This window comes from Micromonospora sp. NPDC049204, assembly GCF_040647935.1.
Classification (GTDB): domain Bacteria; phylum Actinomycetota; class Actinomycetes; order Mycobacteriales; family Micromonosporaceae; genus Micromonospora.
The window spans coordinates 30162-56373 of record NZ_JBEZDC010000016.1 but is presented as its reverse complement, the minus strand read 5'-3'; the positions used below and the strand labels follow the sequence as shown (position 1 = coordinate 56373).

Below are 26212 nucleotides of genomic sequence, written 5' to 3'. Positions count from 1 at the left end.
AAATCTCTTGATCAACCCGGTGGGGCGGGGCGCGGCCGCCAGGGCGGGTGGCGGGTTTGTGCCATGGCGTAAGTGCGTCGGGGGTTGGTGGGCGTCGGGGGTGGGTGTTGCGTCGATGCTGTGCGGCGTACCACTTCTCGACGCAAAGAGGTCATCTTGGCTCTGTCTCGCCGGCGTCGCCGATCCGGGCTGATCGCCCTCGGCACCGCCCTCACCCTGGCGGCCGGGTTCACCCCACCCGCCGCGGGGGCGTCCGCCGCCCCGCCGACCACCCCCGACCGCCCGGTCGGCCTTCCTCCGGCCGCCGCCGGACGCGCGTCCACCGTCACGCTGATCACCGGTGACACGGTCACGGTGACCACCGCGGCGGACGGCAGCACCGTGTCGACCGTGCGCCGCCCGGACGGCAGCACGCCGACCTTCCACCGCACCGTGCAAAACGGCGACACGTACGTCTACCCGGACAGCGCGCTGCCGTACGTCACCAGCGGCGTGCTGGACCGGCAGCTGTTCAACGTCACCGAGCTGATCGCCGACGGCTACGACGACACCCACACGGACAAGCTGCCGCTGATCGTCACGATGACCGACGCGGCGGTCCGCGCCCGCACCCGCCCCACAGTGGACGGCTCCGAGCTGGTCCGCCCGCTCGACAGCGTGCGGGGTGCCGCGCTGACGCGCCAGCGCGCCACCGCCGACCGGTTCTGGACCGCCCTCACCGCCGGCACCGCCCGGCGTACGGGTGCCGCCCCGACCCTCGCCAACGGCATCGCCAAGGTCTGGCTGGACGGACGGGTCCACGCCGACCTGGCCGACTCCACCGCGCAGATCGGCGCCCCGACGGTCTGGGCCGGGGGCAACACCGCCACCGGTGTCGACGTCGCGGTCCTCGACTCCGGCGCCGACGCCGAGCACCCGGACCTCGCCGGTCAGATCGCCGAGTCCAGCAGCTTCGTGCCCACGGAGCCGGACATCCTCGACTACAAGGGCCACGGGACACACGTCGCCTCGACGATCGCCGGCACCGGCGCCGCGTCCGGCGGGGTCGAGCGGGGCGTCGCCCCCGGTGCCCGCCTGCACATCGGCAAGGTGCTCAACAGCGAGGGCAGCGGGCAGGACTCCTGGATCATCGCCGGCATGGAGTGGGCGGCCCGCGAGCAGAAGGCCCGGGTCGTCAGCATGAGCCTGGGCGGCGAGGCCACCGACGGCAGTGACCCGATGAGCCAGGCTGTCGAGCGGCTCAGCGCCGAGACCGGCGCGCTGTTCGTGATCGCCGCCGGCAATGGCGGGCCGAACAGCATCGGCAGCCCGGGAGCCGCGGACTCCGCGCTCACCGTGGGCGCCGTCGACGCCACCGACCACCTCGCCGACTTCTCCAGCCAGGGACCCCGGGCCGGCGACGGCGGGCTCAAGCCCGAGATCACCGCGCCCGGCGTGGACATCCTGGCGGCCCGCTCCCACCACGTACGGGGTGGGTCGGGGGACTACACGCTGATGAGCGGCACGTCGATGGCCACCCCGCACGTGGCCGGCACGGCGGCGCTGGTTGCCGCGGCGCACCCGGACTGGACCGGTCAGCGCATCAAGGAGGCGCTGGTCAGCACGGTCAAGACCACTCCGGAGTACACCCCGTACCAGGCGGGTGCCGGCCGCGTCGACGCGGTCGCCGCCACCCGGGCCACCGTCTTCGCCACCCCGAGCGCGTACTCCGGCTTCCAGGCCTGGCCGCAGCAGCCGGGCAGGACCGTCGACCGGACGGTCACCTACACGAACCTCGGCACCGCGCCGGTCACGCTGAAGCTGGCCCTCGACGCGACCACCGCGCCGGCCGGCCTCTTCGCCCTCTCCGCCGACCGGGTGACCGTGCCCACCGGCGGCACCGCCACGGTCACGCTGACCGCGGCGTACGACAAGCTGCCGGTGGAGAAGCAGGTCAGCGGCATGGTCGTCGCCACCGACGACGCCGGTGTGGTCCGCGGTCGCACCCTGATCGGCGCCGGCAAGGAGGGTCAGCGGCAGAACCTGACGCTCGTCGCCAAGGACCGGGACGGCAAACCGCTCGTCGGCAAGGTCATCCTCACCACCGACGGGCTGTTCACCGCCGTGGACCTGCCCGAGAGCGGCACCGCCACGCTGCGGCTGCCGGTGGCGAGTTGGACCGGCTGGATCACCGCGGACGTGCGCGGCGTGAACGGTCCGCGTTCCAGGGGCATGGCGATGCTCAGCTTCACCGACGTCAACCTGGACCGCGACCGCACCGTCACCCTGGACGCGCGGGCCGCCCGGCAGGTACGGGCCACGGTGCCACAGCAGGTCACGGCCACCTCGCTGCGGATGGACATCCACCGGTCCACCGCGAACGGCCTCACCGAGAGTCAGGTGCTGCCCAACGACTCGTACGACAGCATGTGGGCGTTGCCGACGAGCCGCAAGGTCACCGACGGCGAGTTCGAGTTCGGTGCCCGGTGGCGGCTCGAACAGCCGGCGTTGACGATCTTCGCGGCCGGCCGCGCGTACGACGATCTGCTGGTGAAGCGGGCGACCCCCGCGCTGCCGGCCGGTCGTCGCCAGCTGGACGCGGTCTACGTCGCCGACACCTCGGCGGCCGGGCTGGCCAAGCGTCCGGTCCGGGACCGGGCGGTGGTGGTGCGGCGCAGCGACACCGTGGACATCGCCACCCAGGCGCGGGCCGTCGCGGCGGCCGGGGCGACGCTGCTGCTGGTGGTCAACGACGGCGTCGGTCGGCTCGACCCCTGGGACGAGACGCCGTGGAGCCCGCAGAGTCCGGCCCCGGTGACCGTGGCGACGCTGACCGCCGACGAGGGCGACCAGCTCATCGCGGCGCTGGGCCACGGCCCGGTGCGGCTGACCGCCGAGTCGCACCCGGAGACCACCTACCTGTACGACGTGGCGCACCACTGGACGGGAACGGTGCCGGCCGACCCCACCTACCGGCCGGCCAAGCGGGACCTGGCCCGGGTCGACGTGGAGTTCCGCAACTACCGCCCGGGCAAGGCGCTGGAGTTCCGCACCGACGTCTGGAAGGGCATGGCCTCGGGCAACCAGGAGACCGTCCCGGCCCAGGGTCGGCGCACCGACTGGGTGACCGCCGGCGAGCGGTGGATCGACGACGCGTACATCGTCGGCGAGACGGGCCAGCACCTGATGGAGGTGGCCACCTATCCGGCCGGCCGGCCGAGCGCCGTCGAGTGGTTCGGGCCGATCCAGCGACCCCGGATGGGTGGGGGTTACGTGCCGGTGCGCTACCTGGACACCCTCTACCTGCCCGCGCCCGGCTGGGGCGACGGGGGTGGTCACATCGGTGAGGCGCGCGCCAACTACGACATGGTCAACCGGACCACCCTCTACCAGGGTGACCGGGAGCTGAACTGGGGCAACGCCGAGTATCTCCAGGTCTCCGGCCTGGCGGCGCAGCGTCTGCCGTACCGGTTGGTGGTGGAGAACGACCGGGCCGCCTGGACCAACCCGTACTCCCGGCAGACCCGCACCGAGTGGGGCTTCACCTCGGCCGCCACCGGGGAGGAGTCGTCGGCGGTGCTGCCGATGATCCAGGTGGACTACCGGGTGGCCCTCGACTCCGCCGGCACGGCGTCGCGGCGGGCACCGTTGACGGTGGTCGCCGCCCACCTGCCCGGTGTCTCGGGCACGGTCGGCGCGGTCACCGTCGAGGTGTCCTACGACGACGGGGCGACCTGGCAGAAGCAGCGCTTGAGCCGGCACGGGGACGGTTGGCGTACCTCGCTCGCCGCACCGGCGAAGGCCGGCTTCGTGAGCCTGCGCACCACCGCGCGGGACGCCGCCGGCAACACCGTGAGTCAGCACATCACCCGGGCGTTCGGTCTGCGCTGACGCCCGTGTGACCGGCCGCCGGTCGGGTGCCTCGGCATCCCGGCCGGCGGCCGTGTCAGTCCCGCTCCTCGATGAGCTGGTCCCAGGAGGTGGTCACCGGCAACAGTCTTCCGGCCAGCCAGGCGGCGGTCTGGTCGTCGTGGTGCGGGTCGCCGGGCACCCCGCTGGCGCCCAGCGGGACCACCCAACGGCTGTCCTCGCGCCGGGCCAGGTCCCAGACGAAGCGCGCCGCCGGCCCCCGGAAGCACCAGTGGGTGACCCCGGGCACGCTGGAGGTGGCCAGCACACAGTCGTGGTCGCCGTCGAGTCCGGGGCCGGGTCCGAGATCCGGGTCGGGCAGCGCCCGCCACGCCGCGAGCCGGTGCAGGTCCCCCCACCGCACCGGGCAGTCCGCCGCTTCGGCGACCTCCTCGGCCGCGGCGCGCACCAGCGCGGCCACGTCCACACCAGGCAGCGGGGCCGCGCCGACCAGGTGCTCCAGCGCGTGACCGACGCGCGGGGTCAGTGCCAACCAGGGCGCGAAAACCTCGGGGTACGCGGGCGGCTCGGCCAGCGCGGCCAGCGCCGGGTGGGCGGCGAACCGGCGGACGACCGCGGCCCGCAGGAGGGCGAACTCCGCCGCGTCGGTGCTGTCGGCGGCCATCCGCCGGTCCCAGCGCAGCAGCCGTTCACGCAGCGCGGCGGCGGTCGGACCGAGGCCGGTCGACTCGGCCAGCACCGCCAGCAGCGGTCCGGCGGAGCCCAGGTGTGTGTCGGTGTGCACCGCGGCCACCGCGTCGGCCGTCCAGGCGTGCCCGGCGTCGAGCAGTTCGGCGATCCGGTCTGCCCGGTGCGGTGGGGCGAACTCGACGCCGAGCGGCGCCGCCAGCCCTCGCTCGTTGGCCATCACCGCCCGGCCGACCACCTCGGCCCGGGGCATCGGCGCGTACCAACCCTGCCAGGCGTGCGCGGCCTCCCAGGCGGGGACCACCCGCCGGCCGTTGTCCGGATGCCGTACCGGCACCGCCCCGGCGACCCGGTGCAGCAGCCCACCGGCGGTGTCCGCCGCCTGCACCACGTTGACCGGCTCCACCCAGTGCCGCAGCGCGTGGTCCACATCGGTCACGGTGCGGGCGCGCAGCAGCTCCGGCAGCGTCGCGAAGCCCAGCTCGGCGCGGACCCGGGGCGGGTAGCGCAGGCTGATCGCCGTCGCGTCGTCCGGCCCGCCGCTGATCACCGGACCCCGGTCGGTCTCCACCACCTCCACCTGGACCGGGTCGGCCCCGGCCACCAGGATCGTCTCGACGTGGACGTGCACCGGCCGCCAACCGTCCGGGCCGAGGGCCTGCACCTGCTCGCCGTCGCGGCGCAGTTGCTCGACGTACAGGTCCTGGTAGTCGGCCATCGCGTTGGTGATCGACCAGGCCACCGCGCCGGTGTGCCCGAAGTGCGCGATGCCCGGCACGCCCGGCACCGCCAGCCCGACCACGTCGTACTCCGGGCAGGCCAACCGGATCTGCTGGTAGACGCCGGGATCCTCCAGGAACCGGTGCGGGTCACCGGCGAGCAGCGCGGCGCCGGTGCCGGTGCGCGCGGCGGCGAGCAGCCACCCGTTGCTGCCGGCCACGGCGGGACCGTCGGTGGCGAACGCGTCGACCGCGTCCGGGCCGAGCCGCTGCGCCACGTGCTCACGCCAGAGCTTGCTCGGGAACCCCGCGAACAGGATGTGGTGGCCCAGCCAGACCGCCAGCGGTGTCCACGGCTCCCACCGGCCCGGTCGCAGCCCGGTCTTGGCGAACTCCGGCGCGCGTGCCGCCCCGGTGGCGAGGCTCTCGTTGACCCCGTCCACGTACGCGCCCACCCACTCGGCGGTCGCCGGGTCGAGTGTCGCGTGGCAGCGGCGTGCGGTGTCGTCGAGCCGGACCTGCCGGGCGAACCGGTCCCAGCCGAGCGCGTCGACGCCGAGGAAGGTGGCGCTGCTGCCCTGGGCGCGGTGCCGTTCCACCTCGAGCTGCCACGCCCGGTCGTACGCGGTCACCCGGCCCTGCGCCGCCGCCAGCGCGAGGGGGTCGTCGGCCCGCAGGTGCGGTACGCCCCACGGGTCGCGGAAACGCCGAGCATTCACGTGTGGGGCTCCCCAGTGGTGTGACGGCGAACCGCTGTTGACAATGACCGAGGTTAGGCTAACCTAACCCCGCTGCCTCGGTCGACCCGACCACCCCTTGATCGACAGCACTGCCCCCGGGAGGCGCGCGACCGCCCCGGGGGTGGTTCCGGCTGCCCTCGTCGAGAACGTGGAAGGACATCCAGTGACCGTGCCGACGTACCCCGTCGAGACCACCGCGCCACGACCGGCGCCGGCCGCCGCGCGGGCCCACCTGTTGCAGGACGGCTCGGTCGAGCAGTATCGGCGGGCCATCGCCGAGGGCGTCGACCGGGTCGCCCGCCGGGTGGCCACGGTGGACCGCCCGCTCACCGGCATCACGCCGGCCGAGCTGGCCCCCCTGGTGGACCGGGTAAACCTGGACCGGCCGCTGGGCGACGCGAGTGCCGCGCTCGACGAGCTGGAGGACGTCTACCTGCGCGACGCCGTCTGGTTCCACCACCCCCGTTACCTGGCCCACCTCAACTGCCCGGTGGCGATCCCGGCGCTGCTCGGCGAGGCGGTGCTCACCGCCGTGAACTCGTCGCTGGACACCTGGGACCAGAGCGCCGGAGCGACACTGATCGAGCGGCGGCTGATCGACTGGACCGCCGAACGGATCGGCCTCGGTCCCACCGCGGATGGTGTGTTCACCAGCGGCGGCAGCCAGTCCAACCTCCAGGCCCTGCTGCTGGCCCGGGAGGAGGCGTGCGCCGACGCGATCGGGCCGGCGGCGCGCGCCGAGTTGCTGCCCCGGCTGCGCGTGCTCACCTCCGCCGCCGGTCACTTCAGCGTGCAGAAGTCGGCCAAGCTGCTCGGCCTCGCCCCGGACGCCGTGATCGCGGTGCCCACCGACGCCCGGCGGCGGATCCGCCCGGCCGCCGTCCGCGAGGAGATCGCGCGGTGCCGGCAGGCCGGCCTGGTGGTGATGGCCGTCGTGGCCACCGCCGGCACCACCGACTTCGGCTCCATCGACCCGCTCCCGGAGCTGGCCGAGATCCGCGCGGCGACAGGCGTCTGGCTGCACGTCGACGCCGCGTACGGCTGTGGGCTGCTCGTGTCGCCGACGCGGCGGCACCTTCTCGACGGCATCGAGCGGGCCGACTCGGTGACCGTCGACTTCCACAAGTCCTTCTTCCAGCCGGTCAGCTCCAGCGCGCTGCTGGTCCGCGACCGGCAGGCGCTGCGGCACGCCACCTACCACGCCGACTACCTCAACCCGGCCCGGATGGTGCAGCAGCGCATCCCCAACCAGGTCGACAAGAGCCTGCAGACCACCCGCCGCTTCGACGCGCTGAAGCTCTGGCTGACCCTGCGGGTGATGGGGCCGGACGCCCTCGGCGCGCTCTTCGACGAGGTGATCGACCGGGCCGCCGACGCGTGGCAGTTGGTCAGCGAGGACCCCCGCTTCGAGGTGGTGACCCGCTCCGATCTGAGCACCGTGGTCTTCCGGTACCTCCCCACCGGGGCGGGCCGGGGCCTCGCCGACGCCGCCAACCTGCACGCCCGGGAGGCCCTCGCGGCGTCCGGTCTCGCCGTGGTCGCCGGCACCCGGGTCGACGGCCGACACTTCCTGAAGTTCACCCTGCTCAACCCGGCCACCACCGTCGACGACGTCGGCTACGTGCTGGACCTGATCGCCACCCACGCCGGCCGGTACGTGCACGACCACGTCGCCGCCGAGCTGACCTGCCACGTCGGCTGATGCCGACCGACCTGCCACGTCGGCTGATGCCGGTGAACCCGAATTCGCGCCTGGAGACCCGGATGTCCACCCACGACTTCATCGCCATCGGGCTGGGCCCGTACAACCTGGGGCTGGCCTGCCTCACCGCGCCCATCGACGACCTGGACGGGGTGTTCCTGGAGGCCCGGCCGAGCCTCGCCTGGCACCCCGGCATGCTGCTGGAGTCGGCCCGGTTGCAGACCCCGTTCATCGCCGACCTGGTCAGCCTCGCCGACCCGACCTCGCCGTACTCCTTCCTCAACTACCTCAAGGAGATCGGCCGGCTCTACCCGTTCTACATCCGGGAGAGCTTCTACCCCCTGCGCAGCGAATACGACGCGTACTGCCGGTGGGCGGCGGCGAAGCTGCCGAACCTGCGCTTCGGTCAGACCGTGACCACTGTGGAGTTCGACACCGCCGACCAGCGGTACGTGGTGCGGGCCAGCACCGGCACGGGGGAGACCGTCGAATATCGCGCCCGGCACCTGGTGCTCGGCACGGGCACGCCGCCGCACCTGCCCGACGCGGTCGCCGACCTGCCCGGCGACGCCGTGCACAACTCGCGCTATCTGGAGCAACGGACGGCGCTGCGCACCAAGCGCAGCATCACCGTGGTGGGCAGCGGACAGAGCGCCGCCGAGGTCTACCACGACCTGCTCGGCGACATCGACAGGTACGGCTACCAACTCAACTGGGTGACCCGGTCGCCGCGGTTCTTCCCGCTGGAATACACGAAGCTGACGCTGGAGATGACCTCACCGGACTACGTGGACTACTTCCACGCGCTGCCCGAGACGACCCGCTACCGGTTGGAGTCCGACCAGAAGGGCCTGTTCAAGGGGATCAACGCCGACCTGATCAACGACATCTTCGACCTGCTGTACGCGCTGAGCGTCAACGGGCCGGTGAACACCCGCCTGCTCACCAACACCGAGTTGGTCAGCGCCGCGCACCAGGACGGCGCGTACACGTTGGGGTTGCGTCAGGTCGAGCAGGAACGGGACCTCACGCTGCGTACGGAGGGCCTCGTCCTGGCCACCGGCTACCACTACCGGGTGCCGGAGTTCCTCGCGCCGGTGCGCGATCGGATCCGCTGGGATGCGCACGGCCGCTTCGACGTAGCCCGCAACTACAGCATCGACCACAGCGGGCGGGGCATCTTCCTGCAGAACGCGGGCACCCACACGCACAGCATCACCTCACCGGACCTGGGGATGGGCGCCTACCGCAACTCCTGGATCATCCGGGAGCTGCTCGGCCGGGAGCACTACCCGATCGAGAAGAGCATCACCTTCCAGGAGTTCGGGGTGACGTCGTGAGCGCCGTCTTCACCCGCGTCGACGATCGGCTCGGTGAGTTCGCGCTGCGTCCGCTCGACGCCGACGCCGACGCCGCGCTGCTGCACACCTGGGTAACCCACCCGAAGGCGGCGTTCTGGCTGATGCAGGACGCCGACGTGACCCGGGTGGCCGACGAGTACCGGCGGATCGCCGCGCACCCGCACCACGACGCGTACCTGGGGCTGTGGCGGGGGAGTCCGGCGTTCCTCGCCGAACGCTACGACCCGGCCCACGTCGAGCTGGTCGGCCTCTACGACCACCAGCCCGGTGACGTTGGCATGCACTTCCTCTGCGCGCCGGTCGGCACTCCGGTGCACGGCTTCACCAGGGCGGTGCTCACCACCGTCATGGCCTGGCTCTTCGCCGACCCGGCGACCCGTCGGGTCGTGGTCGAGCCGGACGTCCGCAACACCGCGGTGCACGCGCTGAACGCCGCCGTCGGCTTCACCGTCGTCGGCCCGATCGTCAAGCCCGAGAAGGACGCGCTGCTCAGCGTCTGCACCCGAGCCCAGTTCCAGGCCGCTGCCGACCGCGCCGCTGCCACCCGAACCGAAGGAGCCCCGGCGTGACCGCCACCGCCGTCCCCGCCCAGACCACCGTCGCCGCCGCGTACGACAGCCCCGGCGACCCGGTCGCGCATCTCACCCCCCAGCGTTGGGCCCGGGCCAACCGGCTGCTGGTCCGCAAGGCGTTCGCCGAGTTCACCCACGAGCGGCTGCTCACCCCGCAGCCGGTGCCGGGTCCGGACGACCGGCAGTGGTACGAGGTGCGCAGCGACGACGGCACGGTCACCTACCGGTTCGCCGCGCGGGTCCTGGCCCTGGCGCACTGGCAGATCGACGCGGACAGCATCACCCGGCACCGCGACGACACGACGCTGCCGCCCGACGCGGTGGACCTGATCGTCGAGCTGCGCGGCACCCTCGGGCTCTCCGCGCGGGTACTCCCGGTCTACCTGGAGGAGATCACCTCGACGCTGGCCGGCACCGCGTACAAGCTGGCCCAGGCCGCGCCGAGCGCCGCCGAACTGGCCGACGCGGACTTCCAGACCATCGAGACGTCGATGACCGAGGGTCACCCGTGCTTCGTGGCCAACAACGGCCGGCTCGGCTTCGGCGTCGACGAATACCACAGGTACGCGCCGGAGGCCGCCGCCCCGGTCCGGCTGGAGTGGCTCGCCGCGCACCGGGACCACTCGACGTTCAGCAGCGCCGCCGACCTCGACTACGACACGCTGATCGAGAGCGAGCTGGACGCCGAGACCCGGGGCCGGTTCGCGGCCACGATGACCGATCTCGGGCTGGACCTCGCCGACTACCACCTGATCCCCGCGCACCCGTGGCAGTGGTGGAACAAGCTGGCGGTCACCTTCGCCGGGGAGTTGGCCGCGCGCCGGCTGGTGCACCTCGGCCCGGGGCCGGACGTGTACCTCGCCCAGCAGTCCATCCGCACCTTCTTCAACGTCACCGCGCCACACCGGCACTACGTGAAGACCGCGTTGTCGGTGCTGAACATGGGCTTCATGCGGGGGCTGTCGGCGGCGTACATGGCGGCCACCCCGGCGATCAACGACTGGCTGGCCGAGCTGATCGCCTCCGACGAGGTGCTGACCGGCACCGGCCTGACCGTCATCCGGGAGCGGGCCGCCGTGGGTTACCGGCACCGGCAGTACGAGGCGGCGACCGACCGCACCTCCCCGTACCGCAAGATGTTGGCCGCCCTGTGGCGGGAGAGCCCCGTGCCCGACCTGGCGCCGGGACAGCGACTGTCCACCATGGCCGCGCTGCTGCACGTCGACGACGAGGGTGGCTCACTGGCGGCGGCGCTGATCGCCCGGTCCGGCCTGGCCCCCGAGGTGTGGCTGCGCCGCTACCTGGATGCCTACCTGACCCCGCTGCTGCACAGCTTCTACGCCCACGACCTGGCCTTCATGCCGCACGGCGAGAACGTCATCCTGGTCCTCGACGAGCACGACACGGTCCAGCGGGTGATCTTCAAGGACATCGCCGAGGAGATCGCGGTGATGAGCGACAAGGTCGAGCTGCCCGCCGAGGTGGAACGGATCCGGGTCGACGTGCCCGACGACACCAAGCTGCTGACCATCTTCACCGACGTGGTGGACTGCTTCCTGCGCCACCTCAACGCGGTGCTGGTCGAGGCCGGTGTGCTCGCCGAGGACGACTTCTGGCGTACGGTCGCGACCTGCGCCGCCGACTACTTCGACCGGGTGCCGCACCTGGCCGAGCGGGTCCGCCACTACGACCTGTTCGCACCGGAGTTCACGCTGTCCTGCCTCAACCGGCTCCAGTTGCGCGACAACCAGCAGATGATCGACCTGTCCGACCCGTCGGCGGCGCTGCAGTTCGTCGGCACCCTCGTCAACCCGTTGGCTGCCCACGCTCCGACCCGGTGACCATGATCGGGTCTGGTCAGCAGGCGTGCCAGCGGGTGCAATGGTGCCCATGGGATTCCTGAGTACCGCGAGCCTGTTCGTCGCCACGGTGACCACCGGCCTGACCGCCGGGTTGTTCGCCGCCTTCGCGTACGCGGTCATGCCGGGCCTGGGCCGCACCGACGACCGGACGCTGGTGCTCGCCATGCGACGGATCAACGAGTCCATCCTCAACGGGTGGTTCGCCGTCTGCTTCGGCGGTGCGCTGCTGTTCACGCTGCTGGCGGCGGCGCTGCACCTGGCCGCCGACCGCCGGGCGGTGCTGCCCTGGATCGTCGCCGGGCTGCTGCTGTACCTGGTGGTGCTCGGTGTCACCGCCGCGGTGAACGTGCCGCTCAACAACGTGCTGGCCCGCGCCGGCGACGTGGACGGGGGCACCGACCTCGCGGCCCTACGGGAGCGTTTCGAGGTGAGCTGGGTACGCGGCAACGTGCTCCGCGCGGTCGCGTCGACCGGCGCCTTCGGGCTGCTGGCGTGGGCGCTGGTCGTGGCGGGGCGGCTACCCGGTTGAGTCGCCGGACGACCGGCTGGGCGGGGCCGGGCTCAGTCGGTCGTCTCGGTGCTCTCGGCGGTGCCGGCCCGCTGGAACGCGCGGGTCAGCTGGGCGAGGTCGAAGCTCTCGAAGTGCTGAAGGAAGCGCCGGCGGACGGCGTCCAGGTGGCTGGGCCAGGACTCCTCCAGGCGGGCGAACCCCGCGTCGGTGAGCACGGCGTTCCAGCCGCGCGCGTCCTCCGCGCAGCGCTCCCGCTTGACCAGGCCCTGTGTCTCCAGCCGGATGATGGTGCGGGTCATGCCGCTGAGCGAGAGGTAGCAGGCCGCGGCGAGCTCGTTCATCCGCATCCGCCGGTCCGGCGCCTCGGATAGGTTCATCAGAGCGGTGTATTCGGTGAGCGGTAGCTGACGGTCACCGACCATGTCGGCGTCGATCGCGCGGGGCAGCACGTGCATCACCTGACCCAGGGCGCGGACCAGGGCCTCCTCGTCGGGGTTGAGGGGTTGCAGGGGTTCTGCGGCGGGGTTGGACATCCTCACAGCATACTTGCTTGATTGAGCAACTGATTACTCAGCGTGTGACCACGACCATAGAGGCGACATTTGCTTGACCAAGCAATCACCGGCTAGCGTCGGGCCGTCAGCCCAAGCACCGAGGAAAGGCGCCACCATGACCAGGATCGGGATCATTCTCGGCAGCACCCGCCCGGGGCGTAACGGTGAAGCCGTTGCCCGCTGGGTGCTCGAGATCGCCAAGCAGCGCTCCGACGCGGAGTACGAGCTGATCGACCTGCTCGACTACCAGCTGCCGCACCTCGACGAGGCGTACCCGCCGTCGATGGGCCAGTACTCCCAGCCGCACACGAAGCGGTGGGCCGAGACGATCGCCTCCTACGACGGGTTCATCATCGTCACCCCCGAGTACAACCACTCGACCTCGGGTGCCCTGAAGAACGCGATCGACTTCCTGTACGCCGAGTGGAACAACAAGGCCGTGGGCTTCGTGAGCTACGGCTCGGTCGGCGGCGCGCGGGCCGTTGAGCACCTGCGGTTGATCTCCGGTGAGCTGCAGATGGCCGACGTGCGTTCGCAGGTCGCGCTGTCGCTCTTCACCGACTTCGAGAACTTCAGCGTGTTCAAGCCCAACGAGTTCCAGCGCGACGCGCTGACCACCACCCTTGACCAGGTGGTCGCCTGGAGCGCCGCGCTCGCGCCGCTGCGCCAGGCCTGATCGTCTCGAGCACGTCCGTAGGCGGCCGCGGGATCCCTCCCGCGGCCGTCTGCGTCTGTCCGCCTCCCGGGCGGTCAGGCCCGCCCCGCGTCGGCGAGCAGGTCGAGCGAGACCTGCCACAGCCGCGCCGCCGCCACGGGATCGGTCGCGTGGTCGGCGACGCCCTGCAGCGGCGTCTCCGGGCGGTGGCGTGCAGCCTGGTTGCAGTCCTCGAAGTAGCGACCGCCCACGCCGTCGAGCTGCGGCCAGGCGGCGAGCAGCACCGAGGTCGCCGCCCCCTGCTCCGGGGTCTTGAAGTCGAACGCCGGCAGCCCCGCGTAGTCCTCCTCGGTGAGGTGCCGCCCCAGGTTCGTGGCGACCGCTCCCGGGTTGGCCGCGTTGACAGTGATGCCGTCGTCGGCCCAGCGCCGGTTCGCCTCGACCGCGAAAAGCGCGGTGGCGGTCTTCGACTCGCCGTAGGCGAGCATCCGGTCATAGGGGCGTGTGCGGAAGTTGACGTCCTCGAAGACCATCGGCGCCTGCACGTGGGCGATGGAGCTGAGCGACACCACGCGGGCGCGGCCGGCCGCCGCGAGCGCCCGGTGCAGCCCGGTGGTGAGCGTGAAGTGGCCGAGGTGGTTCGTGGCGAACTGCAACTCCCAGCCCTCCGGCGTGCGCGTCTCGGGGGTCGCCGACACACCGGCGTTGTTCACCAGGATGTGCAGGGGACCCGCCCAGGCCGCGACGAAGGCCGCGATCGACCGCTGGTCGGAAAGATCCAACGGTACGACCCGGATGGACGCGCCGTCCCCGATGTCCTGCGCTGTCCGCTCCCCGGCCCGGATGTCCCGTACCGCCAGGGTCACCTCGGCGCCCGCGCTCGCGAGGGCTCGGGCCGTCTCCACGCCGATGCCCGACGAGGCGCCGGTGACGACGGCGCGCTGCCCGCTGAGGTCGACACCGGCCACCACCTCACTGGCGGTGGACCGGGCGTGGAACGGCGTGGTGAGTCGTGTTGCACTCATGATCGGCTTCCTTCGGTGGGTGTCGTCGCGAGGCCGTTACCGCCTCCCGAACGATCCTGCGCGGAGGTCCGACGAGACGGCCAACACACGCTTCCTGACCTGGCTACAGTCTGTCCCTGTGGCCACCCCTGAGCTGCGGCAACTGCGATACTTCCTGGTCCTCGCGGAGGAGCTGAGCTACACCCGTGCCGCCGCCCGGCTGATGATCGCCCAGCAGTCGCTGTCCCAGCAGATCACCGCACTGGAACGCACCCTCGGGGCGAAGCTGTTCGACCGCGACTCCCGCGGCACCACCCTGACCGACATCGGTGCCCTGTTCCGGCCCGAGGCGCAGGCCGTGACGGACCGCGCCGACGAGGCCGTCGCCGTCGTGGGGCGGGCCCTGCGGGGCGAGGTCGGCAGCCTGCGACTCGCCTTCCTGACCACCGTCGCCAACCACCTCCTGCCCCCGGTGGTCCGGGCCGTGCACCAGCAATTTCCCGATCTTCACCTGGCCACCGAGTCCACCGCCATCGCGCCGCTGGTGCGGGGCGTGCTGGGCGGCCACTACGACGTCGCCTTCACCCGGACCCCGCTGGTCCCCGGCCTGGCGTCCCGGAGGCTGACGACCGAACCGGTGTGCGCGGTGCTGCCCGAGGGCCACCCGCTCGCGGACCGCGCCGAGCTGACGCTCGCCGACCTGGCGGACGAACCGTGGGTGACGACGCCGCGCACCTCCTGGGAACCCTGGCACCGCACCTTCGAGGAGCAGTTCCGGGAGGCCGGGTTCGTGCCGAACGTCGTCCAGGAGGACGCCAGCGTGCAGAGTCTCCTCGGCCTGGTCGCCGCCGGAGTCGGCGTCACCCGGCTCGCCAGCTCGGCAGCCAGCCTTCGCCGCAGCGGCGTGGTGTTCGTCCCACTGACCGGCGCCTACGCCCACACCGAGATGGTCTGGCTGCCGGGCGACGCCGCGCCTGCCCTGCGCCGGCTCCTGGACGTGGTAACCGACCTCGCGGCCACGACCGACCTCACCAGGACCGGCTGACCGGCCGGCCCGTCAGCGGCTCAGCCCGTCCGGAGATGGTGGGTGGTGCCGTCGGCGACCGCTCGGAGCTTGTCGGGGTTGGCCACGTTGTGGATGGCGGTGACGCGGCCAGCGGCGTCGATGTCGAGGCAGATGGTGGCGACCACGCGGCCCGCACCGCTGAACACCAGGCCCGGACGACCGTTGATCTCGACCAGGGCGGCGTGCATGTCGTGCGGCTCGACGCCCTGGTAGGTGACGGTGCCGATGGCCGCGAACCAGGCGGCGACCGACTCCGCGCCCCGGACGGGACGTCGGGCCTGGCGGACCTTTCCGCCACCGTCGGTCCACAACGTCACGTCCGGGGACAGCAACTCCAGCAGGGTGTTGAGGTCCCCGCCGGTCGCGGCGGCGAGGAACCGCTCGGTCACGCTGCGCTGCTGCGACCGGTCCACGGTGAAGCGGGGCCGCTGGGCCCGTACGTGCTCGCGCGCACGGTGGGCGGTCTGGCGGACCGCGGCCTCGGAGCGTTCCACCGCCACCGCGATCTCCGCGTGACTGAACTCGAACACCTCCCGCAGGACGAACACCGCGCGTTCGAGCGGGCTGAGCGTCTCCAACACCACGAGCATCGCCATCGACACCGACTCGGCGTCGGTGACGGCGTCGGCGGTGTCCCCAGCGGTCAGGACGGGCTCGGGCAACCACGGTCCCGGATAGGTCTCGCGGTGCCGTCGGGCCGAGCGCAGGCGCTCCAGCGCGAGGTTCGCCACGATGCGGGCCAGGTACGCCTTGGGGTCGGCGACCTGGGCGCGGTCGGCCGAGGACCACCTGATCCAGGCGTCCTGCACCGCGTCCTCGGCATCGGCCGCGGTGCCGAGGATGCGGTAGGCCACCGAGAACAGCAGGTTGCGGTGACGGTGGAAGACCTGCTCGTCCGGGTCGGGCGGGTGCGTCACCGCGCGTCGTCCCGCCGACGGGTGAAGCGGCCGCCACGCGGCCAGAAGACGCCGGAGGAGGGCATGGTCGTCATGCGCCGGTACGTCGGCCAGGGTGAGGCGCTCACGGTCTCCTTGTACCAGACCGCCGGACGCCCGGTCAGGCACCCGCGGCGAGGGCTGTCGTCGGGGCGGGTGAACTGCACGACCGCGTCGTTTCGGCCCAGGCTCACCGGCGTGTGGTAGTAACCGAACCGGAACTGCCGGGGTTGCCTGCCCCGCAGCGAGCGGACGATCGACACCGCCGCGTGCACTCCGGTCGGCATGCCGCTCTGGCAGGTTCCGTGCAGGACGCCGTAGCCCTGCCGGATCGCCGCCGCGTCGCCGATCGCGTACACGTCGGGGTGCGACACCGACCGCAACGTGGCGTCGGTGACGACGCGACCGCGTTCGTCCACGGTCAGCCCCGCGGCGACGGCCAGCGGCGACACCCGCGTACCGGCCGTCCAGAGGACGACGTCGGCCGCGATGGTCCGCGCACCGGCCAGTTCGACCCCGTCGGGCAGCACCTTCGTGACCGCTGTCCCGCTGATCACCTGGACACCGAGGCGGGTGAGCGCGGCCCGCAGGTGCGACCGCGCCCTCGCGGTCATCCTCGCCCCGGGATCCTGCCGGCCCACCAGCACGACGTCGAGTTCCGGGTGGCGTTCGGCGATCTCCGCGGCCGACTCGACGCCGGTCAACCCGCCGCCGACCACGACGACCGTGCCGCCGCCGAGCCGCGCCAGCCGATCCGCCAGCGTCGTCGCGTCGCTCGGACCGTCCAGCGTGTACGCGTGCTCCTCGACACCCGGCACCACCGCCGTGTCGGTCACGCTGCCCAACCCGTACACCAGGGTGTCGTAGCGCAGCACCCGACTGTCGTCGATCCGGACGGTCCTCGCCTGCGCGTCGACAGCCGTCACCCAGCCGCGGACGAAGTGTGCGCCCGTGTCCGCCAGCAGCGTGGGGATGTCCAACTCGGCGACGCGTTGCCCGGTCGCCGTCAGGTGCAGCCGGAGGCGCTCGGTGAACCGCTCGTGCGCGTTCACCAGGGTCACCCGCACGTCGGCCTTCCTGGTCCGGGCCGCGAGCTGGGTCGCCGCGGCCATGCCCGCGTAACCCGCACCGAGCATCAGGACGTGGTGCGTGCCCGCCGGGCCGGTGGTGTGCGCTGTGCTCATTGTTGTCGCCTCTCTGCGGGGATTGACGACCACGAGATGCGCGGCGGCCCCGGCTTCGTGACATCGGGTCGGTGTGACGCCCGCCACGGCCAGCACCGGGTGGCCGGGTCCACTACCCTCGTCGCGATGAGCCGATCCGCCGCCCTCGGCCGGCCTCCGCTGTGGCGGGACCGCACCTTCGGCACGTACTGGGTCGCCCAGTCGCTCTCCGCGGCCGGTGACTCGTTCGCCTACCTGGCGGTGCCGCTGCTGGTCCTCCAGGCCACCGGGTCGGTGGCGCAGATGGGCCTGCTCACCGCCGTCGCGGGCGCGGCGTCCGTCGTCGCCGGGATCTTCGGCGGGGTGCTCGTCGACAGGTACGACCGCCGCACCCTGATGATCGTGGCGGACCTGGCTCGGTTGGTGCTCTACGGCCTGGTGCCACTTGCCTGGCTCGCCGGCCCGCAGGTCTGGCTGCTCTTCGTCGTGCTGCCGATCTGCGAGGCGGCCGGCATGCTGTTCCAGGTCGCGGCGGTGACCGCGGTCCGCAACCTCGTCGACTCCGACCGGATCACCGAGGCCAACGGCCGGTTGCAGGCGACGTACGCGGCGGCGGCCGTCCTCGGGCCGCTGCTCGCCGGCGTGGTGTCGGCCAGCTTCGGCCCGGCGCTCGCCATCGCCGTCAACGCGGCGAGCTTCGCCCTCTCGGCAACCGGTCTGTGGCTGATCCGGCTGCGACCCGTACGAGCCGACGCCGCCGCACCGGCGACCCGCGAGCGGCCACTGGCCGAGTTCCTGGCCGGTGCGCGGTTCCTGTGGCGGCAGCCCGTGCTGCGCGCGCTGACCGTCCTGTTGTCGGTGTTCATCTTCCTGACCTACGGCTTCACCGACGTGCTGATCTACCACGTCACCCACGACCTCGGCGGCTCCGAGGGCACGGTCGGCGCGGTGCTCGGCCTGGCGGCGCTGGGCACGGTCGCCGGTGCGCTGCTGGTGGCCCCGCTGCGCCGTCGACGTGGCTTCGGCGCGACCTGGATCGGCGCGCACTCGGTCTGCGGTTTCGCCGTGGCGGGCGTCGGCCTCGCGACGAGCGTGCCGGCGGTCACCGCGCTGACCGCGGTGTACCTGTGCTGCCTGAGTGTCGGCGGGATCTGCTCGATGTCGCTGCGCCAGGAGATCACCCCCGACCACCTGCTCGGTCGGGTCACCTCGGCGTTCTGGAGCACGCACTACGCCCTCGGGCCGATCGGCGCCGCCACGCTGACCTGGGCCGCCGGCCGGTACGGCGTCCAGGCGGTCACCCTCGCGGCCGGCGCTGGCTGCCTGTTGGTCGCGGTCGGTGGCCTCTTCACCCCGGTCCGCCGCGCCGGCGCCGAGGCGCGTCGTCCGCCGGCCGTGGCCGAGGCCGGTCAGCCGCCGGTCAGAACTCCTGGTACATGACGTGCAGACCGACCCGGCCGAGGGTGGGGTGGCGGAACGCGCCGGGCACGGTGCCGACCACCGCGAAACCCTCCCGCCGGTACAGCTCGACCGCTGAGCTGTTGCTCTCCACCACGGCGTTGAACTGCATGCCGGCGTACCCCTGAAGGCGGGCCCAGGTCAGGGCGTCGCGGCACAGCGCGGTGCCCACGCCCCGGCCCCGGGCCTCGGCGGCGACCAGAAAGCTCGCGGTGGACACGTGCGCTCCCGGCCCGGGCCGGTTGGTGCCCATCTTCGCGGTGCCGAGCACCCGCTCGCCGTCGACCGCGACGACGGTCCGACCCGGCGGCGTCTCCACCCACATGCCGTACGCCTGCTCGGTGGTCATCGCCGGGTCGTAGGGGAAGGTCTCCCGCGCCCGGATCACCTCCTCGACGATCGGCCACACCTGCGACCAGTCCTCCGCCACGAACTCCCGAATCTGCACGCCGAGAAGGGTAGGAGCGGCGAGCCGCCCGGACAAACGGAATTGGGGTCAGGCCGTGAGCGCGCGAAGTTCCGCGTCCAGCAGCGTTGCGAGCCGGGCGTGCCGCTGCGGATGGCTGCTCGGGGTCATGCCACGGCTGGGCATCTCCACGGTCATCAGCAGGTACAGGTGCAGTCGATAGAGACCGAGGCGGCGGCGTGCGGAGGCGTCCAGCACCAAGGGTGTGTCGGCGGCGTCGCGGTAGCCGCGCAACAGCGGATGCTCCGGGTCGTCCTCGACGCGCCGGAAGAGCAGCGGCGAGACCAGGTCCAGCAGGGGGTCGCCGTAGAGGAACCGTTCGCCGTCGACCAGGCCGCACAGCCGAAGGCGACCCTGCGCGTCGGGCGCGGCCAGCACGTTGCCGTCCCAGCAGTCGAAGTGCAGCAGCGCCGGTCGGCGTACCTCGTCCAGCGCGTCGGCGTGCCGTCCGACGAGCGTGTGCAGGCGATCCGGGGTCACCGGCAGCCGCACGTGCCAGTCGGTCGCGTCGGCGAGCAGCGCGTCGAGCATCGCCGTGAACGCCACCCGCCAGGTCGCTGCGCCGGCCCGGTCGCCGTCGTACCCGAACCGGTCGCCGGTGACCCGATGCAACGCGGCGAGGGCGACGCCGAGGTCGTAGCGCGCGTCGTCGACGGCGACGTCGGCCTTGGCCAGCTCGGACAGGGACCGGCCGGGCAGCAGCGCGGTGACCAACCACTCGCCGTACGCGGGGTCGGTGCCGTGCCACAACACCGGGGGTACGGGTACCTGCGGGGCGTGCTCCGCGACGAGGCGGAAGTATCGGGCCTCGGCGGCGCAGAGTCCGCGTTCGTAGCGCAGCAGCGGCGTACCGGCCGGCGGGGCGAGCTTCAGCACCACCCGGCGGTCGTCGTCGAGGCGTGCCCACCAGACCGTCGCGTATCCGCCGCCGGCCAGCGGTCCGGCGTCCCGGACCCGGGTGTGCGGGCCGAACGACGCCCGGACCAGATACGCCACGTCGTCACCGGTGAGCAGACGCTGCGTCGGGCTGACGCCGGTCACGAGACGGTGTCACCCGCTCGAGCGCGCGGCGCGGCGCCGACGGTCACCGGTGCGGCGGGCGGAACGGGACCGGCGGTGTCCCTGCGGACCAGCTCGGCGGGGAGCACCTCGACCCGCGGGGTCGGGGCCTCCGCACCGAGCACCAGGGACATCGCCCGGACTCCCAGGTCCACGAGCGGCAACCGCACGGTGGTCAGCGCCGGGGTGACGTCCCGGGCGATCGGCATGTCGTCGAACCCCACCACGGAGATCTGCTGCGGCACGGCCAGCCCACGGGTCCGCAGGGTGGCGAGCGCCCCGATGGCCATCGAGTCGTTGAGGGCCACGATCGCGGTCAGCTCCGGGTCGGCGTCGAGTAGTCGGGCGGTCGCCTCGGCGCCGCCGTCGCGGTCGAACCCGGCGTACCGGATGCGCCGTTCCGGCAGGTCCCGGCCCTGCTCGCCGAGGGCCTGCCGCAGGCCGGCCAGGCGGTCGGTCGTGGTGGTCAGGATGCGCGGACCGGCGGCCACCCCGATCACCCGGTGCCCCAGCCCGCACAGCTCCCGTCCGGCGAGGTAGCCGCCGGCCCGGTTGTCCGGCATCACCGCGTCGCCGGAGTGTTCGTGCCGACCGATCACCGCCACCCGCCCGCCGGTGGCCTCGTACGCGGCGAGCTTCTCGTTGAGCTGCCGGGTGAACGCCTCGTCGTGGTAACCGGACCCGGCCAGGATCAGCGCCGCGACCTGGTGGCCGCGCAGCAGCTCCACGTACTCCAGCTCGCGGTCCGGATCCCGGTAGCTGTTGCAGATCATCAGCAGCCGGCCCTGGTCGGTGGCGACGCGTTGCAGGCCGCGGGTGATCTCGGCGAAGTACGGGTCGGAGACGTCGTGCACGATCACGCCCACCGCGCTGCGGTGCGAGCGGGCCAGCAGTTGAGCGTGGGCGTTCGGCACGTACTGCAACTCGGCGACGGCGGCGAGCACCCGCTCCCGCAGCTCGTCGGTCACCGGTTTGCTGCTGCAGTTGATCACGCGGGAGGCGGTGGCGGGTGAGACGCCCGCCCGGCGTGCCACATCGGACAGGGTCGCCATGGCCCGCCCTCTCGGTCTGTCGACGGCGTCTCGCCGTGCCGGCTAGCGCCACGGTACCGCAGAGAAAGCCCTTTCCCGCGGGGTGACCGGGCACTGTCGCAGGCTAGGCGGCGGGCGGGATGGTGGCGTCGATGAGGTGTGGACCGGTCCGGGCCAGCGCCTGGGAGAACTGCTCCGCGAGTTGCTCTGCGGTGGTGGCGCGGGTCGCGGGCATGCCGAACGCGTTCGCCAGCCCGACGAAGTCGATCTGAGGGTTGGTCAGGTCGAACATCGGATTGGCGCCGGGCTCGGCGCGGCCCGGGCGGTTGCTGAAGTATCCCCACTCCTGGCGCAGGATCGCGTACGCGTGGTTGTTGAGGATCACGTTGGTGATGTTCAACTGCTCGCGTACCTGGGTCCAGAGCGCCGTGGCGGTGTACATGACGCAGCCGTCGGCCACCAGCGCCACCACTGGCCGGTCGGGTGCGGCGACGGCGGCGCCGACGGCCAGGGGCAGGCCGTCGCCCATGGCGCCACCGGTCTGCATGAGCACGTCGTGTCGGGGAGCGCCGGCGGTGGCGGCGGCGAGGGCGATGCCGGAGCTGACGGATTCGTCGATGATGATGGCCCGCTCGGGTAGCAGTGCCGCGATGACGTCGACCCAGTTCTGCAGGGTGAGTGCGCCGGTGGGCAGCGCCGGTCGGTGCGGGTCGGTGACCGGGGCGGCGGTGTCCGGTGCCACCAGGTCGGCGAGTCGGACCAGCGCGGCGACGGCGTCCTGACCGACCTCGGCCAGCACGTGCGTCTGGGCGCCCTCGGGCACGAGGAGGCTCGGCTGGTCGGGGTAGGCGAAGAACGAGACCGGCGCCTTGGTGCCCGCGACGATGACGTGCCGCACGCCGTGCAGTTGGTCGAGCACCTGGTCGGGATAGAAGCCGAGCCGGGGAAACGCGGGTAGGCCCGCTCCTCGTTCGACCCGGTTGGAGTAGAGCTCCGAGAAGACACGTGCACCGGTCGCCGCGGCGATCCGGCCGGCGGCCAGCAGGCCCGCCTCCCGCAGTGCCGCTCCGCCGATCACCAGCGCGGTCGGTTCGCCGCTCCGAAGAGCCGCCGCGACCTGGGTGATCACCTCCTGGTCGACGGTCGGTGCCGGCCGGGGCGGCACGGGCGTACCGGCCGCGCCTCCGTCGGACCAGGACACGTCCGCCGGCATGATCACGGTGGCGATCTGCCCGGGGGGCTCCAGGACGGCGGCGAGGGCTGCGGCGGCGTCCGGGCCGGCGCCGGCCGCGTCCTCGGGGCGGCGGACGGGGCCGCGCAGCCATCCCGCCAGGGCGGCGATGTCGGAGTTCAACGGTGGGTCGAAGGCGGTGTGGAACGTCGCGTGGTCTCCGACGATGTTGACCACCGGCGAGTTGGCGCGTCGACTGTTGTGCAGATTCGTCAGGCCGTACGCGAGCCCCGGCCCGAGGTGCAGCAGTGTCGCGGCGGGCTTGCCCGCGATCCGGGCGTAGCCGTCGGCCGCGCCGCTGACCACGCCCTCGAAGAGAGCGAGTACGCCGCGCATCTCGGGCACCGACTCCAGCGCGCCGACCAGGTGTAGCTCGGTGGTGCCGGGGTTCGTGAAGAGCACCTCGACCCCGCCGTCGACAAGCGTCCGCAGTAGTGCCTCTGCGCCGTTCACACACGTCACCCCGTCGCCGCCCGGATCAACAGTGATTCGATACTAAACTCGCATTTCGGACTAGTGCTGCTAGGTTCCAGGAAGTAGCCCGGTAGGTGAAGGGGATCTGATGGAACAGGGATGGGCCGAACGTGGCTACCAGGCCCGGTGCCTGGACATCGCCGTCGATCGCTCCTACCAGGACTTCCGGCGGCAGTACGAGCAGGCCGTCCCGCCCTACGACGCGGCGGCGTTCAACGCACTGGTGGCCCGCGGCGCGCCCTGGGACGACGTGGTCGCCCTCATGCGCGAGCGGGCGCCACACGACTTCCTCATCTACTGGAGCAGCGGCGACCTGCGACCGATGATGAATCTCGCGGGCGACCCCAGGCACTGCGTCGAATACCTGATGGGCAACCACACCACCGCTGAGCGCATGTTCCGCCACGACCCGGCGGTCATGCTGTACGCGCCGCTGCGCACGTTGATCAGCGACAGACCCGACGGCGGAGCGCGGTTCGTCATCGAGCAACCCAGCCGCGCGTTCGGCTCCCTGGGGGTGGACGCGATCCACGAGGTGGGCCGGGAACTCGACCGTGAGGTCGCCGCCCTCCTGACGCACCTCACGGTGCCCGTACCGGCGGGCCTGTCCGACTAGCGCCTCGGCTCGCCTAGTCGGCTGGCCGGTCCGGAGCGCGCGAGCCGTACGCCGGGCCGAACACCACGAGCAGCGCCAGGTCCTCGGTCACCTCCTCGAACCGGTGCTCCTCGCCAGCCGGCACGAAGATCACCGAACCCGGGTGCACCTCGGCCGCGCCGTCCGGGGTCACGATCCGCGCCCGACCCGCCGTGACCACGTAGATCTCATCCTCGGTGTGCGGGCTCTGGTCGTCGCGGCCGCCCGCCGGGATGCAGTACGTCCCCACCGACAGGTCCGGCACTCGCAGCTGTTCGACCCAGTCGTTGGCGGCCCCGGCGGGCGCGGTCCACCGGCCCGCGCCATCGATGATCAGCATGGCGAAAGCCTAGTACGGCAAGGGGAGTAGGCGGGGCCGCGGAATTCGAGGACCCGGGTTCAATGGATCGACTCGACGAACCGATGACGGATCGATCCGGGCGCCGATGTCACGTCAACGACGATGACGGTGACGTTGTCGTGCCCACCCTGATCGATCGCCGAGGCCACGAGTTGATCGGCGACGTCCCCCGAGCTGCCATCGGAGTCGAGCGCAGCCCTTATCTGCTCGTGTGGCACGTACGAACTCAGTCCGTCAGAGCACAGCAGGACCCGGTCGCCGGGATGGAGCCGGAGTGGCGTCAGGTCGGCCGACCGGCCGTCGTTGCGGCCGTCGAGGAAGCGGGTCAACTTCTCGGGGAGGTTGGGCACCTTTCGAGCGCCGGCGACGAGATGATCGTAGGTGTGGTCCTCACTGATCTGGAGCAAGGGATTGTCGTGGGAACCATGGCGTCGGATCAGGTAGGCGCGGGAGTCCCCGACGTTCGCCACGACCGCCTGACTGCCGGATCGCAGTAAAGCGACAAACGTGGTCCCCATCCCCGCCAGCTTCGGGTCCTCGCGGACTTTCCGGCGTAACGCCTCGCTCGCTTCGTTGACGGCCCGTCCCAGGACATCAGCAAGATCCTCCGGATCTACCGGGCGGTCGTACGGCTGCACGGCAGCGATGGCTGTGCTGCTGGCGATGTCACCGGCGACGTGGCCGCCGAGACCGTCGGCCACGACATAGAGCCATTGCCCTTGGCTGTAGGAGTCCTCATTCCGTTTGCGGATGAGGCCCTGGTGCGTGCGGCTGGCGGCTTCGACCGTGAGGGCCATGGTCATGACCCATTTCTCGGTTCGGCGTCGGGCCACGGCTCCTTGGCGTTCGAGTCGCGGTGCAGGACGTGGACCGTTTCGACTCGGTCGCTCGCCACGACGTACTCGGTCACCTCGACCGGCTTCTTGTCGCCTCCCGAGGTGCCGACTCGCACGATCTCCAGTACGGGCAGGTTGGTGGGGATCTCCAAGAGGGCTGCTTCGTCTTTGCTGGGCATCCGGGCGCGGTGAATCTCCATCCAACTGATGGGCCAGTGGCCGGCGGCCTCGATGTGGTGCAGCCACTCGCCCGCCGCCGGGTTCGCGTCCAGGTCGGCGACGATGTCGGCGACACGTGGATGAATCCACGAGATGTTGATCTGAAATGGGGCTTCCGACACTGGTCCGGTAACCCGAAACCGGCGAAGCACTTCGGTGCCGGGCTGCACGCCAAGAAGCTTGGCGATGCGGGGATCGTCCAGTGGGGCCGGCGCATTGATGGCCTTGCCGTGGCGAACCCATACCTCCTGGCTGCTAGCCGAAGGGAATGAGTATCCGGTTGCTTGCTCGTTGCGCTTGACCAGATCGCCGCGGGGTCGACGTGGACGCATGGTGCCGTATCGAACGGCGATGCCCCGCCCCTGCACAGCCCACACGTAGCCCTCCGTCTCCAGCAGGGCGATGGCCCGCCCGACGGTGTCGCGGTTGGCGTCGTATGCGGCAGCGAGTTCGTTGAGGGTCGGAAGCCGCGCGCCCGGTTCCCACTCTCCGGCTTCGATCCGCTCGCGGATCATGGCCGCGATGTTCAGGTAGCGCGAGTGCACCGGCACGCCCACACCCTTCCCGGTTGTCCCGTGACAATCCTTGACTCTGAGCCAGATTGTCCCCAGACTATCTTGTATCGATTGTCCCAAGACAATCTGGCGTCCGGAGGCGCGAGGGTGGGTCAGCCGTCGAAGCCGGGCGCACCGGCATGTTCAGGAGGCGGGCGTACATGACTGGAAATCGTCGCGAGCCAGGCTAGCTGCGACCCGCGAGCAAGCCGCCGATGCCTGAGATCCCGACGGTTGTCGTGGCGGAAGTGCCGCAGGTCTTCGTTCTCATCAGGGACGAGGAGGTTGTCGGCTACCTTTTCGACCTCCCGTCCGGGGCAGTCGCCATCCTCGACGGTGCGCGGGAGATCTTCCGATCGGACTGCCTGGAGGACTTCACCAGGTCCTTCGGCCTCCGGCTGGATCTGGACATCGCGAAGGTCAGACAGGACCGCTGACCGTGCGCCTCGAGGGCTTGCCGGGGTCCGCCCTGCTCAGGCCGCATCGGGGAAACTTGATCTAGGCACGGC

Annotated in this window: 23 protein-coding genes; 11 read left to right on the top strand and 12 right to left on the bottom strand. The window is 71.9% G+C overall.

The window, feature by feature from the left end; all coding sequences use genetic code 11:
- Positions 1-156: 156 nt before the first annotated feature.
- Complete coding sequence (locus AB0A90_RS26345; protein WP_357253200.1) at positions 157-3870, top strand: S8 family serine peptidase; 3714 nt, start codon at positions 157-159, stop codon at positions 3868-3870.
- 55 nt (positions 3871-3925) lie between these two features.
- On the opposite strand, the gene AB0A90_RS26340 is transcribed toward AB0A90_RS26345, so the two are convergent.
- On the bottom strand, positions 3926-5974 hold the full coding sequence (locus AB0A90_RS26340) for a penicillin acylase family protein (protein WP_357253198.1): 2049 nt from the start codon (positions 5972-5974) through the stop codon (positions 3926-3928).
- A gap of 184 nt (positions 5975-6158) precedes the next feature.
- On the opposite strand from AB0A90_RS26340, the gene AB0A90_RS26335 reads away from it, so the two are divergent.
- The 5 genes from AB0A90_RS26335 (at position 6159) to AB0A90_RS26315 (ending at position 12021) form a co-directional block, all read left to right on the top strand.
- Positions 6159-7697 carry an aspartate aminotransferase family protein gene (locus AB0A90_RS26335; protein ID WP_357253196.1) on the top strand — a complete coding sequence of 513 codons (1539 nt, stop codon included), beginning with the start codon at positions 6159-6161 and terminating at the stop codon, positions 7695-7697.
- A 62-nt stretch (positions 7698-7759) separates the two neighbouring features.
- Positions 7760-9037, top strand: a complete 1278-nt coding sequence (locus AB0A90_RS26330) for a SidA/IucD/PvdA family monooxygenase (protein WP_357253442.1) — start codon at positions 7760-7762, stop codon at positions 9035-9037.
- Complete coding sequence (locus AB0A90_RS26325) at positions 9034-9627, top strand: GNAT family N-acetyltransferase (protein WP_357253194.1); 594 nt, start codon at positions 9034-9036, stop codon at positions 9625-9627. Before AB0A90_RS26330 ends, AB0A90_RS26325 begins: the two co-directional genes overlap by 4 nt.
- The gene (locus tag AB0A90_RS26320) at positions 9624-11471 is read left to right on the top strand and encodes an IucA/IucC family siderophore biosynthesis protein (protein ID WP_357253192.1); all 1848 of its coding nucleotides are present in this window, start codon (positions 9624-9626) and stop codon (positions 11469-11471) included. Before AB0A90_RS26325 ends, AB0A90_RS26320 begins: the two co-directional genes overlap by 4 nt.
- Positions 11472-11520: 49 nt before the next feature.
- Positions 11521-12021 (top strand): anthrone oxygenase family protein, encoded by a 501-nt coding sequence (locus AB0A90_RS26315; protein WP_357253190.1) that lies wholly within the window; start codon positions 11521-11523, stop codon positions 12019-12021.
- A 32-nt stretch (positions 12022-12053) separates the two neighbouring features.
- Here the strand turns inward: AB0A90_RS26315 and AB0A90_RS26310 are convergent, their stop codons facing one another.
- Positions 12054-12536, bottom strand: a complete 483-nt coding sequence (locus AB0A90_RS26310; protein ID WP_357253189.1) for a MarR family winged helix-turn-helix transcriptional regulator — start codon at positions 12534-12536, stop codon at positions 12054-12056.
- Between the two features lie 136 nt (positions 12537-12672).
- Here AB0A90_RS26310 and AB0A90_RS26305 point away from each other — a divergent pair, with 136 nt between their 5' ends.
- Complete coding sequence (locus AB0A90_RS26305) at positions 12673-13233, top strand: NAD(P)H-dependent oxidoreductase (protein WP_357253187.1); 561 nt, start codon at positions 12673-12675, stop codon at positions 13231-13233.
- Between the two features lie 74 nt (positions 13234-13307).
- Here AB0A90_RS26305 and AB0A90_RS26300 read toward each other — a convergent pair whose 3' ends face one another.
- Complete coding sequence (locus AB0A90_RS26300; RefSeq protein WP_357253184.1) at positions 13308-14237, bottom strand: SDR family NAD(P)-dependent oxidoreductase; 930 nt, start codon at positions 14235-14237, stop codon at positions 13308-13310.
- Positions 14238-14355: 118 nt separating this feature from the next.
- Between AB0A90_RS26300 and AB0A90_RS26295 the strand changes: the two genes are divergently transcribed.
- Complete coding sequence (locus AB0A90_RS26295) at positions 14356-15261, top strand: LysR family transcriptional regulator (protein WP_357253181.1); 906 nt, start codon at positions 14356-14358, stop codon at positions 15259-15261.
- Between the two features lie 20 nt (positions 15262-15281).
- Here AB0A90_RS26295 and AB0A90_RS26290 read toward each other — a convergent pair whose 3' ends face one another.
- On the bottom strand, positions 15282-16199 hold the full coding sequence (locus tag AB0A90_RS26290; protein ID WP_357253178.1) for an RNA polymerase sigma-70 factor: 918 nt from the start codon (positions 16197-16199) through the stop codon (positions 15282-15284).
- Complete coding sequence (locus AB0A90_RS26285; protein WP_357253175.1) at positions 16196-17401, bottom strand: FAD-dependent oxidoreductase; 1206 nt, start codon at positions 17399-17401, stop codon at positions 16196-16198. The genes AB0A90_RS26290 and AB0A90_RS26285 overlap by 4 nt, the downstream gene beginning before the upstream one ends.
- Positions 17402-17527: 126 nt before the next feature.
- On the opposite strand from AB0A90_RS26285, the gene AB0A90_RS26280 reads away from it, so the two are divergent.
- Positions 17528-18820: an MFS transporter gene (locus AB0A90_RS26280; RefSeq protein ID WP_357253172.1), complete on the top strand. Its 1293-nt coding sequence runs from the start codon at positions 17528-17530 to the stop codon at positions 18818-18820.
- On the opposite strand, the gene AB0A90_RS26275 is transcribed toward AB0A90_RS26280, so the two are convergent.
- The 4 genes from AB0A90_RS26275 to AB0A90_RS26260 all read right to left on the bottom strand — a co-directional run bounded on the left by AB0A90_RS26275 (position 18801) and on the right by AB0A90_RS26260 (position 23078).
- Positions 18801-19286: a GNAT family N-acetyltransferase gene (locus tag AB0A90_RS26275; RefSeq protein ID WP_357253170.1), complete on the bottom strand. Its 486-nt coding sequence runs from the start codon at positions 19284-19286 to the stop codon at positions 18801-18803. The genes AB0A90_RS26280 and AB0A90_RS26275 overlap by 20 nt on opposite strands.
- 48 nt (positions 19287-19334) lie before the next feature.
- Positions 19335-20345, bottom strand: coding sequence for an aminoglycoside phosphotransferase family protein (locus tag AB0A90_RS26270; RefSeq protein ID WP_357253168.1), 1011 nt, complete (start codon positions 20343-20345; stop codon positions 19335-19337).
- Positions 20342-21415: a LacI family DNA-binding transcriptional regulator gene (locus AB0A90_RS26265; protein WP_357253165.1), complete on the bottom strand. Its 1074-nt coding sequence runs from the start codon at positions 21413-21415 to the stop codon at positions 20342-20344. Before AB0A90_RS26265 ends, AB0A90_RS26270 begins: the two co-directional genes overlap by 4 nt.
- A gap of 103 nt (positions 21416-21518) precedes the next feature.
- Entirely contained in the window at positions 21519-23078 is a 1560-nt protein-coding gene (locus AB0A90_RS26260) for an acetolactate synthase large subunit (RefSeq protein ID WP_357253162.1), read from the bottom strand.
- Between the two features lie 109 nt (positions 23079-23187).
- Here AB0A90_RS26260 and AB0A90_RS26255 point away from each other — a divergent pair, with 109 nt between their 5' ends.
- Positions 23188-23715, top strand: coding sequence for a hypothetical protein (locus AB0A90_RS26255; protein WP_357253159.1), 528 nt, complete (start codon positions 23188-23190; stop codon positions 23713-23715).
- A 13-nt stretch (positions 23716-23728) separates the two neighbouring features.
- On the opposite strand, the gene AB0A90_RS26250 is transcribed toward AB0A90_RS26255, so the two are convergent.
- From AB0A90_RS26250 to AB0A90_RS26240, 3 genes are read right to left on the bottom strand one after another with little or no spacing between them, the layout of a single operon-like run.
- Positions 23729-24073: a cupin domain-containing protein gene (locus tag AB0A90_RS26250; RefSeq protein WP_357253156.1), complete on the bottom strand. Its 345-nt coding sequence runs from the start codon at positions 24071-24073 to the stop codon at positions 23729-23731.
- A gap of 59 nt (positions 24074-24132) precedes the next feature.
- Positions 24133-24891, bottom strand: a complete 759-nt coding sequence (locus AB0A90_RS26245) for a protein phosphatase 2C domain-containing protein (protein WP_357253441.1) — start codon at positions 24889-24891, stop codon at positions 24133-24135.
- Between the two features lie 2 nt (positions 24892-24893).
- Positions 24894-25694 (bottom strand): GntR family transcriptional regulator, encoded by an 801-nt coding sequence (locus tag AB0A90_RS26240; RefSeq protein WP_357253439.1) that lies wholly within the window; start codon positions 25692-25694, stop codon positions 24894-24896.
- A 224-nt stretch (positions 25695-25918) separates the two neighbouring features.
- Here AB0A90_RS26240 and AB0A90_RS26235 point away from each other — a divergent pair, with 224 nt between their 5' ends.
- Positions 25919-26140 (top strand): hypothetical protein, encoded by a 222-nt coding sequence (locus AB0A90_RS26235; protein ID WP_357253153.1) that lies wholly within the window; start codon positions 25919-25921, stop codon positions 26138-26140.
- The last annotated feature ends 72 nt before the right edge of the window (positions 26141-26212 follow it).